The sequence below is a fragment of the Nitrosospira sp. Nsp2 genome (assembly GCF_003050965.1).
Classification (GTDB): Bacteria; Pseudomonadota; Gammaproteobacteria; order Burkholderiales; family Nitrosomonadaceae; genus Nitrosospira.
The window spans coordinates 40,851-56,663 of sequence record NZ_QAOU01000011.1 but is presented as its reverse complement, the minus strand read 5'-3'; the positions used below and the strand labels follow the sequence as shown (position 1 = coordinate 56,663).

Sequence of the window (15,813 nt, the reverse complement as noted above, 5' to 3'; positions counted from 1 at the left end):
AGAAACACGTTATATATTGCAGTTGAAGCCAAAGCAACGGGTTCCACGGAGGACTTGTTAAGAGCCTCCTTAAGCATCCGCCTGAGACCAGTGGTCCACAATAAATTGCAGGGTGGAATTGCCGTTGAACTCATTCACTTGCAATCGGTAGACGGCATGTATTACCTCAGGTAGCGTAATCGTTGAGGAAAACAATATGGCATCATACAGGCGTCCCCGCTTTTCTGAAGTGTGGGCCCCAGTTTTGTTACTGGATTTGCTAAGCTTTAGTTTCAGATGTCTCTTACCGACTACGCGCTGATCCACTACGCAGAAGCAGGTACTGAAGGTGGGCTGCGCGAAACCTTGTCCCCATACTTGTTGGGTAAGTTGCACGGCCAGTTCGAGATTGAGTTCGGACTCGTCCAGGTCACCATCGGTTTCGATCACATGCTTGAGATCGGCGGGCGCGAGCAACCCCTGTGCTGTCTGCTCGAACACATCACGAAATTTTTCAAAGTCGCGCGCATGTAAAGTAAGGCCGGCTGCAGCGGCATGTCCCCCGAATTTGAGCAAAAGGCCGGGATAGCGTTTGGAGATTAGGTCCAGCGCGTCTCTTAAATGAAATCCTGGAATGGATCTGCCTGATCCTTTTATCTCACCATTGCTGCCGGGCGCAAATGCGATGACAGGACGGTAATATTTGTCCTTAATACGCGAGGCCAGTATGCCGATTACGCCCTGATGCCAGCCGGGATCGAATAGACTCAGGCTATGGATATTCCGCGGCTGAATTTCCCCGTCTGCCAAGTGCCCAACCGGCAGCTCATCCCCCAGCAAGACTCGAGCGCTATCGTGCATGTTCGCTTCGATCTCCTGACGTTTGCGGTTAAGCGAGTCAAGTTGATGAGCAATTTCCAAAGCATCGGATTCGTCGTCCGTGACGAGGCAGTCAATGCCGAGCGACATATTCTCAAGCCGTCCCGCGGCATTCAATCTTGGGCCCAGCGCAAAACCCAGGTCATAGGCGGATGCGCGGCTGAAATCTCGCTGGGCAACTTGCAGCAGAGCATTAATCCCTGGGCAGGCTCGCCCGCCGCGAATACGCCGTAATCCGTAATGCACGAGTATGCGATTGTTATTATCGAGTCTCACCACATCCGCTACAGTGCCGAGCGCTACGAGATCAAGCAATTCGGCAAGATTAGGCTCTTTTTCGGAGGCAAATGCCGCTCTCGCGCGCAATTCTGCCCGCAACGCGAGCATTAGATAAAATATTACGCCTACGCCAGCGAGGTGCTTGCTGGGAAAATCGCACCCCGGCTGGTTAGGATTCACAATCAAGGCGGCATCGGGCAGCTCATCTCCTGGCAGATGATGATCGGTAACCAAGACCTCCATGCCGAGCCGCCTGGCTTCAGCTACGCCCTCCACGCTCGCGATACCGTTGTCAACTGTAATCAATATATCTGGACGGTTTACAGCGCTTGCGAGCCGAACGATCTCTGGGGTGAGGCCATATCCATATTCAAAGCGATCGGGGACGAGATAATCTACGATTGCGCCGAACTTTCTCAGCCCGCGTATGCCAACGGCACAAGCGGTGGCACCATCCGAATCATAGTCCGCGACTATCAGCATGCGCTTGCGCGCGGCGATCGCGTCTGCGATAAATCTCGCCATCTGGCAAATATTTTTCAGGCGCCCGAATGGGACCAATCGGGACCAGTCCACCTCAAGTTGCCCGGGTTCTTCGATACCTCGGGCCGCATAGACCCGCGCCAGCACGGGATGGATGCCGTAACTAGTCAGGGTATCGAAAGCACTTGGCGGGAAGCCGCGGGAGATGGTGTTGGGCATGTGCTGGAAATAACAATCCTGTATGGCTTCTAGGGCACCCCTGAAAACGCCTCCGGAACTCACAAGGCGCCTACGTCTTACGCACGTCGCGGTTTAAGCTTCGATGCCAGGGAGTTTGATATCACGCCGTTACCACCCGATTCTACCAGCAACCCGCTGGGACGGAGTTCTGTAGGTGAGTGGCTTTGTCAGGCTGCTAGCGAAAGGGCAAATTATTGGATGAGCCATTCACGTTTTCGCCGTTTGCGCTGTCGCCTTCCGCGCATCACATCCCGCGAAGCCGCCGTCGCGTCCGTCCGGGAGATATTCAGAGGTTCCCTAGTGTACGCGCCGGTGGATCGCAGAATAAGACCACAACGGAAGGTTGAAGCCAGCTCATCACGTACGGTAGGGTCTACCCCCGGGAATATGTCGATCGTACTGTCCATCAGAGGGGCAACCTCGGCAGCTCACCCGAAGGCGATTAAGTTCGCTTATGGTTGAGGTGCATGTGCCTCGAGATTTACACGACGCCGTTGAGGTGGATCATCTTAAAAGTGATAGTGCGCCCCAATTCCCAAATAGTCGACTCGCTGTCTCAAAAATTGGCCGGTAGGAGAATTGCCGTGGAAATATTCGACGAGGAACTGAAGTCTTCGGCCGAAAGATTGAAACCGGTCCAACTGAATCCCGGCTCTTGCTGAAACATCGGCATTCCAGTTATTTTGTTCGTGGTTTTTTATGTCCACCGCGGCAACCGGGCGTATTGACAGGACTTCGATCCGCCACGGACTTCTGAACTCCATGCCGTACTGAATCATCCACGGCTTAAGCGTAGAAGGCTGCTTGTGGAAGATCCCCCCTCCGCCGCCATATACCCGCAACCCATACGGAAGCTCATAGGACAGCCTGAGATCCGCTCCTTCATAGCTAAGATTGATGCGCTCCACGTCGGTCAGCCTTCGCAGCAGAAACTCGTCGCCAAGGTGCGAACTTTGGTGATAGACACGGGCAAAAGCGGACACCTGGCCTGCTCTAACACTTGCGTATGCAGAGGCAATAAAGTCGGAATTGATGAGATCGGACGAAGGTGCCCCAAGATTGAAATCGCTAAAGACTGCGGCCTGGAGTCCCGCTTCCCACTGGGCAGAGTATTTGCCTAAATTGGCACGGTAGAATGGTATTGTTTCACCGAAACTCACCGACCCGTTATTATTCCCATCAATGTTGTTGCCGACATAATTGCGGTAGGCAGCGGAGAAATGGGCCCATCGGGGATCGGCCAGGAGGGGTTTGAACAAATGTCCTTCCGGTAACATCCCGGTCGGGAGAAGAATCGCACCTTTGGCCGGTGCACCTTCCTCGGTGATTGCTTCATCCGGCACTTTATCTGGCGCGGGGGCAGCGGCTATGGATGGTGGCGGGGTACTTGCCTCAACTTTTACCGCGGTAACGCCGGGTATCTCCGAGAGAGCCTGTAACACCTTCGCGCGTTCTTCTGTCGGTATCTTGTCCGCCGGAAGGGTAATGATCCCATGTAGCACCTTTAACGAAGGGTGATCGATTTTGAAACTATGTTTTAAGACACCCGCAGCATAACCCGCGATATATGAGTCATTAGGTATCTCAGCCCTGACAACGGAAATACAAGACAACGTAATCGCGAAGATTAAAAGAAGCCGCACGCTTCCCCCTTTTTATATTAAACGGACGACTTGAGCCACGATTCCCCCTTGAAATCGTCGAGGACAATTAGTATTGGAAGGAAATGCGCTAACGTCAGTACGGTAGGGCACAGTGCGGTGGGTCCGAGGTGGATCAACTCCCGCGGCGACGTATTCCTTACTATAATGTAGGCGCCGCAGGGGGAACCAAGATTTGAGTCATTGGCTATTTCTTTCAATCGCCATTATCAGCGAGGTGGTTGCTACCTCAGCGTTGAAGTCGAGCGCTGGCTTCACACAGCTATGGCCATCACTGCTTGTCATCGCTGGTTATTCCGCCGCGTTCTTCTTCTTATCCCTCACCTTGAAGACGATGCCGGTAGGGATCGCGTACGCAATCTGGTCTGGGGGAGGAATTGTGCTTATTACGCTGATTGCCTGGCTTGTTCTCGGGCAATCCCTCGATGGTCCCGCCATCGTTGGGCTGGGTCTGATCATTGCTGGGGTGGTTGTGTTGAACGTGTTTTCGAAATCGGCTATTAATTAGTATCAGTAGTCACGAATCTGGAGCCATGTCATGCCACCGAACGATACAGTTGGAGCAGCACCTAAAACTATGACACGCGTCCTGCGCGGCGCAGGTCAACACTGGGTGGGTGACGGCTTTCCGGTACGGACGCTTTTCGCCTATCCGGACCTGGGGCCGACGACCAGCCCCTTTTTGCTTCTTGACTATGCTGGTCCAACTGAATTTCCCGCGACACAAAAATCCCTAGGTGTAGGGCCCCACCCACATCGAGGTTTTGAGACAGTAACGATCGTGTATAGCGGCGAAGTCGAACATCGTGACAGTTCTGGCCGCGGCGGGAAAATTGGCCCTGGCGACGTGCAATGGATGACTGCAGCCTCAGGCATTATTCATGAGGAATTTCACGGACGAAACTTCGCTCAGCAGGGCGGAGTGCTTGAGATGGTGCAACTGTGGGTTAATCTACCTGCAAAGGACAAAATGTCCCCGCCGCGTTACCAGACCATTAAAAACCGTGCGATACCCACGGTGATTCTTCCGGGCGGAAAAGGACACGCGCGGGTGATTGCGGGCGAATGCCAGGGCGTAAAAGGACCGGCGCAGACATTTACGCCTATCAATGTGTGGGATGTGCAAATAGGGACCGCTACCCCATTATCTCTGCCAGTACCCGAGGGTTACACAACGATTGCAGTAGTGCTCAAAGGGTCGGTTAGCATAACCGGCGGAGAAGAGGTCGGTCGCGGGGAGGTTGGCCTATTCGGGCGAGCTGGCGACCACATCAGTATAGAAAACTCGCAAGATGCGTCCATGCTGCTGCTTTCTGGTGAACCGATTGACGAGCCGATTAGCGGGAGCGGTCCGTTTGTCATGAATAGTCCCGAAGAGATCAGACAGGCAATCTCCGATTATCAAAGCGGCAGAATGGGGCAACTGACATAATGGGTACCGGGGGCGCAGGGCCAAGGATCCCAGGGACAAGGATCATGGAGCCCATGAAGTGATGAAGAACCTTGAGCGAGGCGTATCCCCGCCGGCAGAGGCTCAGCGGCTGTGCTGAACTCTCTTAAGACGCTAACTGCACCTGAGTTGCCCAAGTGTATCGTATAAAGCACAGGCAGTTTAATTCCTTAGATCGAAAACCAAGTCCAACGTTTCTCCTCGCTAAATGCGTGGGCCCAGGACTTGGGGGCGAGTATTTCTTCTCCGCACCTGCTAGATAACCAACCCCTGGTTATTTTTTCCTCGCGAGTTTTGCATCAACTGATCCCTTCTGTGATGGCTTCTCTGCCGTACTGGTCTTGCGGCAACAATCCGCAAACTCCCAAGGTTTCCAAAGCTAACATAAAAACTTCGCCGCTGGCTCGTCCATTGGTCACGGTGTACCAAGGTCCAATTGTACCGGTTGCTAAAGTTGCTACGATGGGCACATCACGTAATACAGCCGCTAGCTGAATAGCTGAATCTGACTCCTCGCCGATGCGCAACAATCCGACTACAAGGTTGAGTTTAGCTCGAGCCTTTCCTCCATCAAGGGATTGGTATACGTAAGGCCAAGCACATCATGAAGATGCCTGCATTTTTATTACGGTCTGGAGCGGTTTTGCTATTACTGCTACTCTCGATAAGTGCTCACGCCATCGCCATCGATTACAGCAAGATCACGCTTGCTCAGGGTAAGAGCGCGGATAACACCGGAATTGATTCCATCCCTGGAGTTGTCTCGAAAACCGATCAGATGATCGTGCTTTTACTGGTTAGTTTACATACAGGAGGGCAAGACAGTGAGGCTAAGCTTTTGTCGATGGGCAACTCTCCAGATGGGTTCGCTCTGCTTTTTGACTTTCCTTCGGCCCCTGGCTTGCAATGGCCCGACGGGAATCTGGCGAGCTTTCCTGCATTTGGTTTGCTGCCAGACGATGCTGACGACGCGGATCAAATGACACGGGTAAGCAACGAGGAGAATGAAATTATCGACTTCCTCGCCATGCTGGGGATCGTCACAGCCGTATGGGAACCCTCCAGCGAACATTCGTCGGAAATGGCGGACGCTGCGCCACCCGTGGTAGCAGGCGGTGTACGGCGAGGGGCGCGCGACGCCTGCCTGCATTTGCACAATGAGCAGTCGAATAAACACGGTTGGCACGAGAGCTTATGCCCGGATACCGGTTTAGCCGGCCCCGGCTTCAGCGGCACCCGCATCGGTAGAGGTGGGATTGTGACAAGCGGAGGGGGCGTTTCCGGTCCAAGCGGCAGCAGTATTCCCGGAGGAGTTGGCGGCGGCAGTCCCGGTGGTGGCGGAACCGGTAGTGGTGGAACCGTTGGAGGTGGAACCGGGGGAGCCGGAGAAGCTGGTGGTGGAGGCCCCGGCAGTGGGCCCGGAGGGGAGAATGGCAGTGGTGTCCCAGGTCCAGGTAGTGGTGGCGGCGGAACCGAGAATGCCGTTCCCCCCAGCGAAGTTCGTACCGTTCCGGAACCGGCCACATTAGCCCTGGTGGTGTTTGGGCTCTTGGGAATGTATGCGGCGGGTTATCGGAATCGTGGTTCAGCCAGCTTTTCGCGCTTTACCTGATGATCATGATTTCCGCCGGGAACCGGGAGTTTCAAACCTGAATTCGAAGGGGAATTAGGCGGCGGCTACGTACGTTTTTTTTGGGAGGTGCCGCTGCCTGAGGGCACAGAGGGTGCTATCCCGGCAGAGGCGCGGGGCTTGAGGATGAGTTTCTGTCCTGCGACCAGGTGTTTTAGGTTTCCATTCCATGCCTTGATTTGCTCTACGGTTACTTCGTAGCGTTTAGCGATTTCATGCAGCGTGTCATCCGCCCGCACCAGATGGAAAAAATAGCGCTCGCGTGACCTTTGTGTTGCCGGTTTATTGCCGATTATCGAGATATCGGTCCCTCCGGCGTTCCCGTTACGGGGGACCAGCAAAGTCTGACCTGGCGTGACGGTGCCTTGTCTACCCATGTCATTTACTTCTCTTAGCTTTCGCAAGCTGATTCCATACCGTTTCGAAATCGTTGCCGCGGTATCGCCATCTCTTGCCAGATAGCCTTGCCAGGACACGAGTGGCTCACCGTGGTTTCTCAAATTCTCAGCAAATATCTCAACTTTATCCACAGGGAGCAGCAGGGTGTCCAGTCCGTCGCTGTGAATAACGGGCCGATTGTGCGCCGGATTCAGCGCCTTGAACTCATCCACCGAAATATCCGCCAGCCATGCCGCGAGCCTTACATCTATATGACGTTCTGCCGAAACCTGCTCGAAGTAGGGCTGGTTGGGTAGGGATCCAAGCTCAATGCCGAATGCCGCGGGGTTGGAGATTATATTTTTTATCGCGATCAGACGCGGAATATAGTTCCGGGTTTCAGGGGGAAGCTTCATGCTGCGGAAATCCGTTGCGAGTCCCTTGTTGCGATTCTTTTCCAACGCGCGACCTACCGCTCCCTCGCCCCAGTTATATGAGGCCAGTGCCAATTCCCACTCGCCGAACATCGCATGAAGTTTCTGTAAATAGTCGAGCGCAGCACGGGTAGCTGCAACGATGTCCCTGCGTCCATCGTACCACCAGTTCTGTCTCAGACCGTAAATCCTTCCCGTGGATGGGATCAGCTGCCATATTCCCGCTGCCTGACGAGTGGAATAGGCCATGGGATCAAAAGCGCTTTCGATAATCGGCAGCAGTGCCATTTCGGCAGGCATGCCACGTCGCTCTACCTCCTCGACGATATGAAAGAGATAGCGTTTGCTCCGTTCGATAATGTATTCCAGAGACTTTGGATGGCTGGCGTAGAAATCCTCGATACGCCGTACTTCCTCATTATCTAGTTCAGCCATGGTGAAGCCGCCTCGTATTCGATCCCACAGGTCCGTTGGAGGTGTGTGAACGTCAGAATGACTATTGTTCATTTCCAAATCGATCATGCCGTGACCGAGCTCGACGAGGGAATCGTTTTCTGGCAGTTTCAATCCATTATTCGGTATCGCTGGATGGGCAGGTGGGCCGGACCCAGCCGAAAAGGCGATGTCCGCCGACATGAGTGCCACGCTGATGATCAGAGCGTAAATCGACGGGGGAGTGCTGTTTAGGGCAATCGACATATTTGTTCTAATTTTTTTAATGTCGGGGTTATCAGGCAGAGGCTTTCCGATAACCTTTTTTTACAACAACCTGAACTGTACAACGCAAATGTGGTGCCATTATGCAATTAATGGCACCACTAGGCTTAGGCTAAGATGCCATTTTACCGACGTGCGTTAGAATTGGGAAAGCCCATATATAGCTGAGTTTTATTAATAAATCCTGCTCTCATCCTCGCGTAGCCGACGGGTTCTCGAACTTCGCGAGATACACCGCCGGAAGTGGTTCCCATCCCGCCTTTCGGTGATCCACCACGACATTGGTGAAAATGCCGCCACGCACATTAAACTTTGCCATGAGGCGCAGGTATCTCGGTTTCAAAACGGTGACAAGGTGGTCGACGATGAGGTTCGTCACCGCTTCGTGAAATGCTCCTTCATTGCGATAGGACCAGATGTAGAGCTTGAGACTCTTGAGCTCGACGCATTTCTTGTCAGGAATGTAATCAAGAATCAGGGTGGCGAAATCCGGCTGTCCCGTCTTTGGGCACAGGCAAGTGAACTCGGGAATTTCCATGTGTATCTGATAATCCCGCTTCGGTGTCGGGTTCGGAAAAGTTTCCAAGGTTTTTGTAGGGCTACTTGGCATTCTCTTATCTCGGTCAAATCGGTTAGAATGGTCTGCCCGCAGGTACATCCACCGGCACGCCTCTTCAGAAACGATCAGGTGACTGAGTGATTTAAGGGGCCGTTTTTCCAGGTTGCACATTATAACTGTTTGCAAACGACAAATTGCGTCTCTCCCATATCAAACTCGCTGGTTTCAAGTCATTTGTCGATCCCACTGACATCCCGCTTCCGGGCGATCTTGTCGGCGTCGTGGGGCCTAACGGTTGCGGTAAGTCCAACGTCATCGATGCAGTGCGATGGGTTCTGGGAGAGTCGAGGGCGTCTGCGTTGCGCGGCGAGTCTATGCAGGATGTGATTTTCAACGGCTCCGTGAATCGGAAACCGATCGGGCGCGCCAGTGTGGAGCTGATATTCGACAACAGTTTTGGCAAAGCGGCCGGGCAGTGGTCGAGCTACGCGGAAATTTGCATCAAACGGGTCCTTCGGCGGGATGGCGAGTCAACCTACCACATCAATAACATTCATGTGCGCAGGCGCGATATTGCGGACATTTTTCTTGGTACGGGCGTCGGTGGTCGCGGCTATGCCATAATCGAGCAAGGAATGATCTCGCGCATTATCGAAGCCAAACCTGAGGAACTGCGCGTATATCTCGAAGAAGCCGCCGGAATTTCCAAATACCGCGAACGCCGCCGGGAGACTGAGTTGCGTCTTGCCGATACTCGCGAAAACCTTCTTCGGTTAACCGATATTTGCCACGAATTGGGAAAGCAGTTGGTCCGCCTGGAACAACAGGCCGAGGTCGCTGCCCGTTTCCAGGACCTGACAGGCCGGCTGCGCACGGCTCAGAATCTGCTATGGTGTGCCCGCAAGCAGGAAGCGGCCATGCGGCGTACCCTTGCGGAAAAGGAGTACCGATCACTTCAGATGGGTCTCGAAGCGGAAATCGCCGCTTTGCGCGGCATTGAAAAATGTCTTGAGGAAAAACGCGCTTCGCATTATGCCACCAGCGACCGGGTGCATGAGGCGCAGGGCGAGCTTTATGCGGTCAACGCAGATGTGGCGCATATCGAACAGCAGATACGGCACCTGCGCGAAAACCGCCAGCGAATCGGGCAGCAAATCGCGATAGTAGGGACCCAGCTTGAACACAAGGTAAGGCAAGCGGGGGATGCCGCCGACAGTTTAACACGCTGGCGTGAGGAGCTTGATCATACAACCCTGTCCCGGGAGGCCGGCAAAAAGAAAGCTGCGGCAGAAAATGAAAAGTTACCGGAGGCCGAAGCGGCCTTTCGCGCATGCCAGGAAAAACTAACCGAAACGCAGCGCAGACTGCTGCTGACTGAGCAGGCGGGGCAACTGGAAGAAAGTCACAGGGCCCACGCAGAAAAAAACTTTAGCCAGCTTGAAGCGCGCCGCATAAGGCTGGTTACCGAGCGCGATACCTTGTCGCAGCCTGGAGCTGATGAATTATCCTGTCTGCACCAGCGCGCAGAAGACACGGCGGCTGCCCATGAACAGAAAAAGGAGATGCTGGCTCAGACTGAAAGCCTGCTTGTAACCGCGGGTGAGGAGAAATACACGCTAGATCGCAAGGTCCAGGCTCTGGAGCAGCAGATCATCAAGGCCGAAGCCCGGCTTACCGCTTTGCAGCGGTTACAGCACCGCCTGGAAGGCAGCGAGAGATTGAGTGCCTGGCTGGTCAAGCATCGTCTTGATTCCTTGCCGCGCTTGTGGGAGGGAATTCAGATAGAGAACGGATGGGAAGACGCGCTGGAAGCAGTGCTGCGCGAGCGTCTGAACAGCGTGCAGCTACGGCAGCTGGAAGAGTCCGATGAGTGGATGGGCGATCCGCCGCCCGGAAAATGGGCGCTGTTCGAGCTGGCCGTGCTGCCGGCTCAAGCAGCACAAGGCGCCGCAGCGGAACAACACGCCCCAGCGGAACAACACGCTCAAGCCAGGAATTTGCCGGAATCGGGAGCGCTCTTGGTCCCCTTGCAACATTATCTGAAATACGATCGGGCGGAACTCCGAGCCGTGCTCACCGAATGGTTGAGCGGGATTTTTGTGGCCGAAAGCGTGCAAACGGGTCTTGCGCAACGCGCAGGGCTTTCTCCAGCTGAAATGCTGGTCACCCGTGAAGGCAACATCATTACCTCGCACAGTCTCACCTATTACGCCCCCGACTCGCACCTGCATGGTGTGCTGGCGCGGCAACGGGAGATAGGCCAGATCAAGGCGGAAACGGATGGGCTGGGGGGGGCGCTGTCGGTTGAAAGATCCTCGCTGCAGGAAGTGGAAGAAAGGTGCTCCGAGCTTGAATCGCTTGTATCGGGCTTGCGCCGCGATACCGTGCAGCTCCAGCAACAGCACCACGATGCGCAGATGCAGGCGTTGAAGCTTGAGCAGCTAGCCGAACGGGTTGACCAGCGATACCGGCAAATTGAAAGCGAACTTGATGAAATCGGACACCAAGCCCGAGGAGAGGGTGCCCGCAAGCTCGATGCGGAAGAAAAACTGGCGAAGTATCGAGCCGAGATCGTCGTCCTGGAACGCCAGGTGCACGAGGAAAAAAGAGCGCGGCAGATTGCAGAACAGTTTCTCAATGCACAACGGCAGCTTGTGCAGAATGCCGGAAGGGAATTGCAGGAAGCGGCATTTCAGGAAAAGAACTGTCAGCATAAAATCGCGGAGGTGGTCAGTTCCATCAGGCTTATCGACGATAACATTGTTGAGCTCAAGGCTCACCTGGAGAAATTACAGGCTGAGCAAATAACTTTCGACGAAACTCAACTAAGTTCCCTTCTCCAGGAAAGGCTGGAGCAGCGCGAACAGCGCGAGCAACGCTTGGCAATGGTGCGAAATGCGCTTGAAGAGGTTGCAGGCGAATTACGCCAAATTGAGCAGGAGCGCATGACCTCGGAGCAAAAAATACAACCGCTGCGCGACGCCATCGGCCAAGTCCGGCTTAAGGAACAGGAAGCGAGAATTACGGAGAATCAATTTGCCGAGCATTTGAAAGAATCTGGCGCGCATGAGCAGGAGTTGATAGAGACGCTGGGAAAAACGAAGCCTCCCGCCTTGCAGGCTGAGATCACCCGGATGAATTCGGAGATTGCTGCCCTGGGAGTGGTGAATGCAGGGGCGCTGGACGAATTAGAGTCGTGCCGTCTACGCAAGACGTATTTGGACTCTCAATCTCAGGATTTACAGGAAGCGTCCGATACCCTGCAAACCGCGATCCGGCAGATAGATCGGGAAACGCGGCAACGCCTGCTGGAGACGGTGGATAAGGTCAATGCCCATCTGGACGAAATGTTTCCCACCATGTTTGGCGGCGGACAGGCGAAACTGATCGTGAGGGGCGAGGAAATTCTGGACGCAGGCATACAAATTTTCGCTCAGCCGCCTGGTAAAAAGAACAGCTCCATTCATCTGCTTTCCGGAGGTGAAAAGGCCCTTACAGCATTGGCGTTTGTGTTCTCTCTGTTTCAGCTCAATCCGGCCCCGTTTTGCCTTCTGGATGAGGTGGACGCCCCCCTCGATGACAGCAATACCGAACGTTTTTGTAACCTTGTCCGTAAAATGTCGCGCCAGACTCAGTTTGTCTTCATCAGCCACAACAAAATTACCATGGAGATGGCGCAGCAATTGATCGGGGTTACCATGCAGGAGAAGGGCGTATCGCGCGTGGTGGCTGTAGAAATCGAAGAGGCTGTCAGGTTGAGCGACGCGGCCATGGTGACCTGACAGTATGGTTGATTTAAACAAAATGAGCGAATTGCAAATCAGTTTGATTGCGATTGGCATCGTCGTCATCATGGTAGTAGTCTTATTCAACTGGATGCAACACCGGCGTTTCCGTCGCAGTGCTGAAAAGGCATTTGGCCAGAAACCGGAAGATGTGTTGCTGCGCACAGGTATGGCGGCAGGTGCTCCCGTCGAAGAAGAGGATCGGATTGAACCGCAGCTTGGCAACGAATCCACGCTCGAATTTCATGCAGACCCGATTATCCCGCCTACGGACGTCGCTCAACCGGTGGCGGATTTGCGTCCAGAACCACGACTGGAGAGTATAAGACCGGATCCGGATCCGGGACCGGAACCGGCTGGGCTATCGGAGCAAGTGGCAGCGGCAGCCCGTCGCGATCCGGTTGACAAGGTCGATGGGGTTGACACACTCAGCGGGACGGATACGGGAGTGGATTATGTGGTGGAGATCCATGCGGCAACAGTGCTCCCGGACTCTAGCCTGACCGAGGTACTGCAGCGGAAGTTTGATTTCAACAAGCCTGTGCGTTGGCTGGGGCAGCGGGAGAGAGGTGCTGGCTGGGAGGATATCTCTGCGGAGACCACTGGTGCGCGTGGTTATATCGCTTTGCGCGGCTGCCTCCAGCTCGCCGACCGCGCCGGACCCGTGAGCGAACTCAGTTTGGCTGAATTTCGCGATTTAGCAAAAAACCTCGCTATGCGTGCGAAGGCGGAAGTGGACTGTCCCGATATTCGAGGGGCGCATGCACGGGCAGTTTTCCTGGATGAATTTTGTGCAGAAGTGGATGTGATGATAGGCATCAATATCATCAGCATGGACAACAGCGTGTTTACGGGCGCAAAAATTCAGGTCATGGCGGAGTCGTCGGGCTTCAAGCTGGGAACAGAAGGCATGTTTCATTATTACGATGAAAGCGGCGTCGCATTGTTTTCGCTCGGGAATTTCGAGCCTGCGCCATTCCTTCACAGCAGCATGCGTGCGTTGACGACTCATGGCATTACTTTTCTTCTGGACGTGTCGCGGGTTGCAAACGGCGAGATTATATTCGGGCAAATGGTTCATGTTGCCAGAGCTTTTGCGGATGCGCTCGGCGGTATAATGGTGGATGACAATCGCGTTCCCTTAACCGAGAATGGTATTCGCAAAATCAAGCAGCAACTCAGCGCGATTCAGTCTGTGATGCAGGCGCGTAATATTCCCGCAGGCAGCAAGGTCGCGATGAGGCTGTTTGCGTGAGCGAACCCCCCGAACAAGTAGCGCGTCGAATAAAGGAACTGCGCGACAGTATCGAACTGCATAATTACAATTACTATGTTCAGGATGCACCGACGATTCCCGATGCGGAGTTCGACAAGCTGTTCCGAGAACTGGAAGAGCTGGAAAAACGCTATCCAAACCTTGTTACGCCCGATTCCCCCACCCGCCGAATAGGTGCTTCCCCGCTTAAGGCATTTTCGCAGATTGTTCACCGTACCCCCATGCTCTCCCTCGGTAATGCTTTTGATGAGGGCGAGGTTGAAGCGTTCGATCGGCGAGTGCGGCAGGCCTTGGGGATCAGCACCTTGGAATATGCGGTAGAACCCAAATTTGACGGGCTCGCGGTGAGTCTCTGTTACGAAAATGGCATATTCAGGACGGGAGCTACACGTGGCGACGGTTATGTTGGAGAAGATGTTACCCTGAATTTACGTACTATCCGGTCAATTCCGTTGGCCCTCAAAGCCGATGCGGATGGCAGGCAGTTGCCATCCTTCCTAGAGGTACGCGGCGAAGTACTGATGTTGAAGGCCGATTTTGAGAAACTTAACCAGCAACACCGCCAGAAAAACCTCAAGGAGTTTATTAATCCGCGTAATGCAGCCGCGGGTGCTCTTCGCCAACTTGATCCGGGCATTACAGCCACTCGTAAACTCGCGTTTTTCGCTTACGGTGTAGGCGCGTGTGAAGGCGGAAACGTGCGGCGCGATAAACACGGGCACATATTGGATTATCTTGCGTCATTACGTTTGCCAGTCGTGCTCGAACGGAGGACTGTAACCGGCCTCGAAGCGTTGCTGAACTATAACCGGGAGATATGGGCCAAGCGGGATCAATTGCCGTATGCCATTGATGGCACAGTGTATAAGGTTAACGATTTGGCCCAGCAGGCCCAACTCGGGTTTGTTTCACGTGCTCCGCGTTTCGCGCTCGCACACAAATTTCCGGCGGAGGAAGCGGTAACGGAATTGCTTGGGATCGACGTTCAGGTGGGGAGAACCGGTGCGTTGACTCCCGTGGCGCGGCTGAAGCCCGTATTTGTTGGCGGCGTTACGGTGACCAACGCCACGCTGCACAACGAGGACGAGATCAGGCGAAAGGATGTCATGATTGGAGACAGCGTGATCGTGAGGCGCGCGGGCGATGTGATTCCCGAAGTGGTGGCAGTACAGAAAGAGAAGCGGCCGCCCTCATTCAGACCCTTCGCGATGCCCGATCACTGCCCGGTGTGCGGGTCGAAAGCAGTACGCCTGGAGGGAGAGGCGATGACGCGTTGTACAGGCGGATTGTTTTGCCCAGCCCAACGGAAACAGGCTATTTTGCATTTTGCTTCACGGCGCGCCATGAATATTCATGGTCTGGGAGACAAACTGGTGGAGCAACTGGTTGACAACGCCGTGATACGAACACCGGCGGACCTTTATAAACTGGGTATATCCGCTCTGGCTGCGCTGGCGCGGATGGCGGACAAGTCCGCCGGCAACGTGATTGATGCAATCGAGAAAAGTAAAAATACCACCCTGGGCCGGTTCATCTTTGCGCTAGGTATCCGGAACGTGGGGGAAACCACTGCCAAGGATCTGGCGCTGTATTTCGGCGGGTTGGATCCGTTAATAGCCGCGGATGTGGAAAGTTTGCGGCGGGTGCCGGATGTCGGTCCAATCGTAGCGCAGAGCATTGCCGATTTTTTTGCGGAGCGACACAACCTCGAAGTCATCGAGCAGTTGCGCGCGAGCGGGATGCGGTGGAAGGAGAATGAGGATGGGGGCATGCAGCAGGCCGGCCCAAGCTCCAGTGCGAGTCCCGGCAGCGGTAAAGTCAGAGGCAAAACCTTCGTGCTCACCGGAAGCTTGCCAAATCTTTCCCGTGACGAGGCGAAGGAGAAACTCGAAGCCCAGGGTGGAAAAGTCACGGGAAGTGTTTCGAAAAAGACTGATTTTGTGGTGGCCGGGGCCGATGCAGGCAGCAAATTCGATAAGGCAGCGGAACTGGGGATAACCATTCTCGACGAAGCTGGGCTATTACAATTGTTACAAGAATCACAGGCTGACCCCCGCTAGGTC

At 54.4% G+C, this 15,813-nt stretch carries 10 protein-coding genes; 6 read left to right on the top strand and 4 right to left on the bottom strand.

Annotated features, from left to right (window positions below; translation table 11 throughout):
- Positions 1–69 precede the first annotated feature (69 nt).
- Both recJ and C8R31_RS15500 read right to left on the bottom strand, forming a co-directional pair.
- Complete coding sequence (gene recJ, locus C8R31_RS15505; RefSeq protein WP_107695071.1) at positions 70–1,839, bottom strand: single-stranded-DNA-specific exonuclease RecJ; 1,770 nt, start codon at positions 1,837–1,839, stop codon at positions 70–72.
- Positions 1,840–2,369: 530 nt separating this feature from the next.
- Complete coding sequence (locus C8R31_RS15500; protein ID WP_107695070.1) at positions 2,370–3,503, bottom strand: DUF1207 domain-containing protein; 1,134 nt, start codon at positions 3,501–3,503, stop codon at positions 2,370–2,372.
- A 193-nt stretch (positions 3,504–3,696) separates the two neighbouring features.
- Here C8R31_RS15500 and C8R31_RS15495 point away from each other — a divergent pair, with 193 nt between their 5' ends.
- The 3 genes from C8R31_RS15495 (at position 3,697) to C8R31_RS15485 (ending at position 6,583) form a co-directional block, all read left to right on the top strand.
- Positions 3,697–4,029, top strand: coding sequence for a multidrug efflux SMR transporter (locus C8R31_RS15495; RefSeq protein WP_107695069.1), 333 nt, complete (start codon positions 3,697–3,699; stop codon positions 4,027–4,029).
- A gap of 69 nt (positions 4,030–4,098) precedes the next feature.
- A complete protein-coding gene (locus C8R31_RS15490) occupies positions 4,099–4,953 on the top strand; it encodes a pirin family protein (RefSeq protein WP_107695068.1) in 855 nt (284 codons plus the stop codon).
- A 661-nt stretch (positions 4,954–5,614) separates the two neighbouring features.
- A complete protein-coding gene (locus C8R31_RS15485) occupies positions 5,615–6,583 on the top strand; it encodes a PEP-CTERM sorting domain-containing protein (RefSeq protein ID WP_181320665.1) in 969 nt (322 codons plus the stop codon).
- Positions 6,584–6,648: 65 nt separating this feature from the next.
- On the opposite strand, the gene C8R31_RS15480 is transcribed toward C8R31_RS15485, so the two are convergent.
- Both C8R31_RS15480 and queF read right to left on the bottom strand, forming a co-directional pair.
- Positions 6,649–8,112, bottom strand: a complete 1,464-nt coding sequence (locus tag C8R31_RS15480; RefSeq protein ID WP_107695065.1) for a transglycosylase SLT domain-containing protein — start codon at positions 8,110–8,112, stop codon at positions 6,649–6,651.
- A gap of 208 nt (positions 8,113–8,320) precedes the next feature.
- Positions 8,321–8,740, bottom strand: a complete 420-nt coding sequence (queF, locus tag C8R31_RS15475) for a preQ(1) synthase (RefSeq protein ID WP_219907541.1) — start codon at positions 8,738–8,740, stop codon at positions 8,321–8,323.
- A 143-nt stretch (positions 8,741–8,883) separates the two neighbouring features.
- Here queF and smc point away from each other — a divergent pair, with 143 nt between their 5' ends.
- Genes smc through ligA form a run of 3 tightly spaced genes read left to right on the top strand, consistent with a single transcriptional unit; the run spans position 8,884 to position 15,810 of the window.
- A complete protein-coding gene (gene smc / locus C8R31_RS15470; protein WP_107695063.1) occupies positions 8,884–12,471 on the top strand; it encodes a chromosome segregation protein SMC in 3,588 nt (1,195 codons plus the stop codon).
- Between the two features lie 22 nt (positions 12,472–12,493).
- On the top strand, positions 12,494–13,729 hold the full coding sequence (locus tag C8R31_RS15465) for a cell division protein ZipA C-terminal FtsZ-binding domain-containing protein (protein ID WP_107695102.1): 1,236 nt from the start codon (positions 12,494–12,496) through the stop codon (positions 13,727–13,729).
- On the top strand, positions 13,726–15,810 hold the full coding sequence (ligA, locus tag C8R31_RS15460) for an NAD-dependent DNA ligase LigA (protein WP_107695062.1): 2,085 nt from the start codon (positions 13,726–13,728) through the stop codon (positions 15,808–15,810). Before C8R31_RS15465 ends, ligA begins: the two co-directional genes overlap by 4 nt.
- The last annotated feature ends 3 nt before the right edge of the window (positions 15,811–15,813 follow it).

Excerpts from the sequence above, each read along its gene's own strand:
- C8R31_RS15480 (WP_107695065.1), bottom strand. The coding sequence starts at position 8,112 with ATGTCGATTGCCCTAAACAGCACTCCCCCGTCGATTTACGCTCTGATC.
- queF (WP_219907541.1), bottom strand. The coding sequence starts at position 8,740 with ATGCCAAGTAGCCCTACAAAAACCTTGGAAACTTTTCCGAACCCGACA.
- C8R31_RS15490 (WP_107695068.1), top strand. The coding sequence starts at position 4,099 with ATGACACGCGTCCTGCGCGGCGCAGGTCAACACTGGGTGGGTGACGGC.
- C8R31_RS15465 (WP_107695102.1), top strand. The coding sequence starts at position 12,494 with ATGAGCGAATTGCAAATCAGTTTGATTGCGATTGGCATCGTCGTCATC.
- recJ (WP_107695071.1), bottom strand. The coding sequence starts at position 1,839 with ATGCCCAACACCATCTCCCGCGGCTTCCCGCCAAGTGCTTTCGATACC.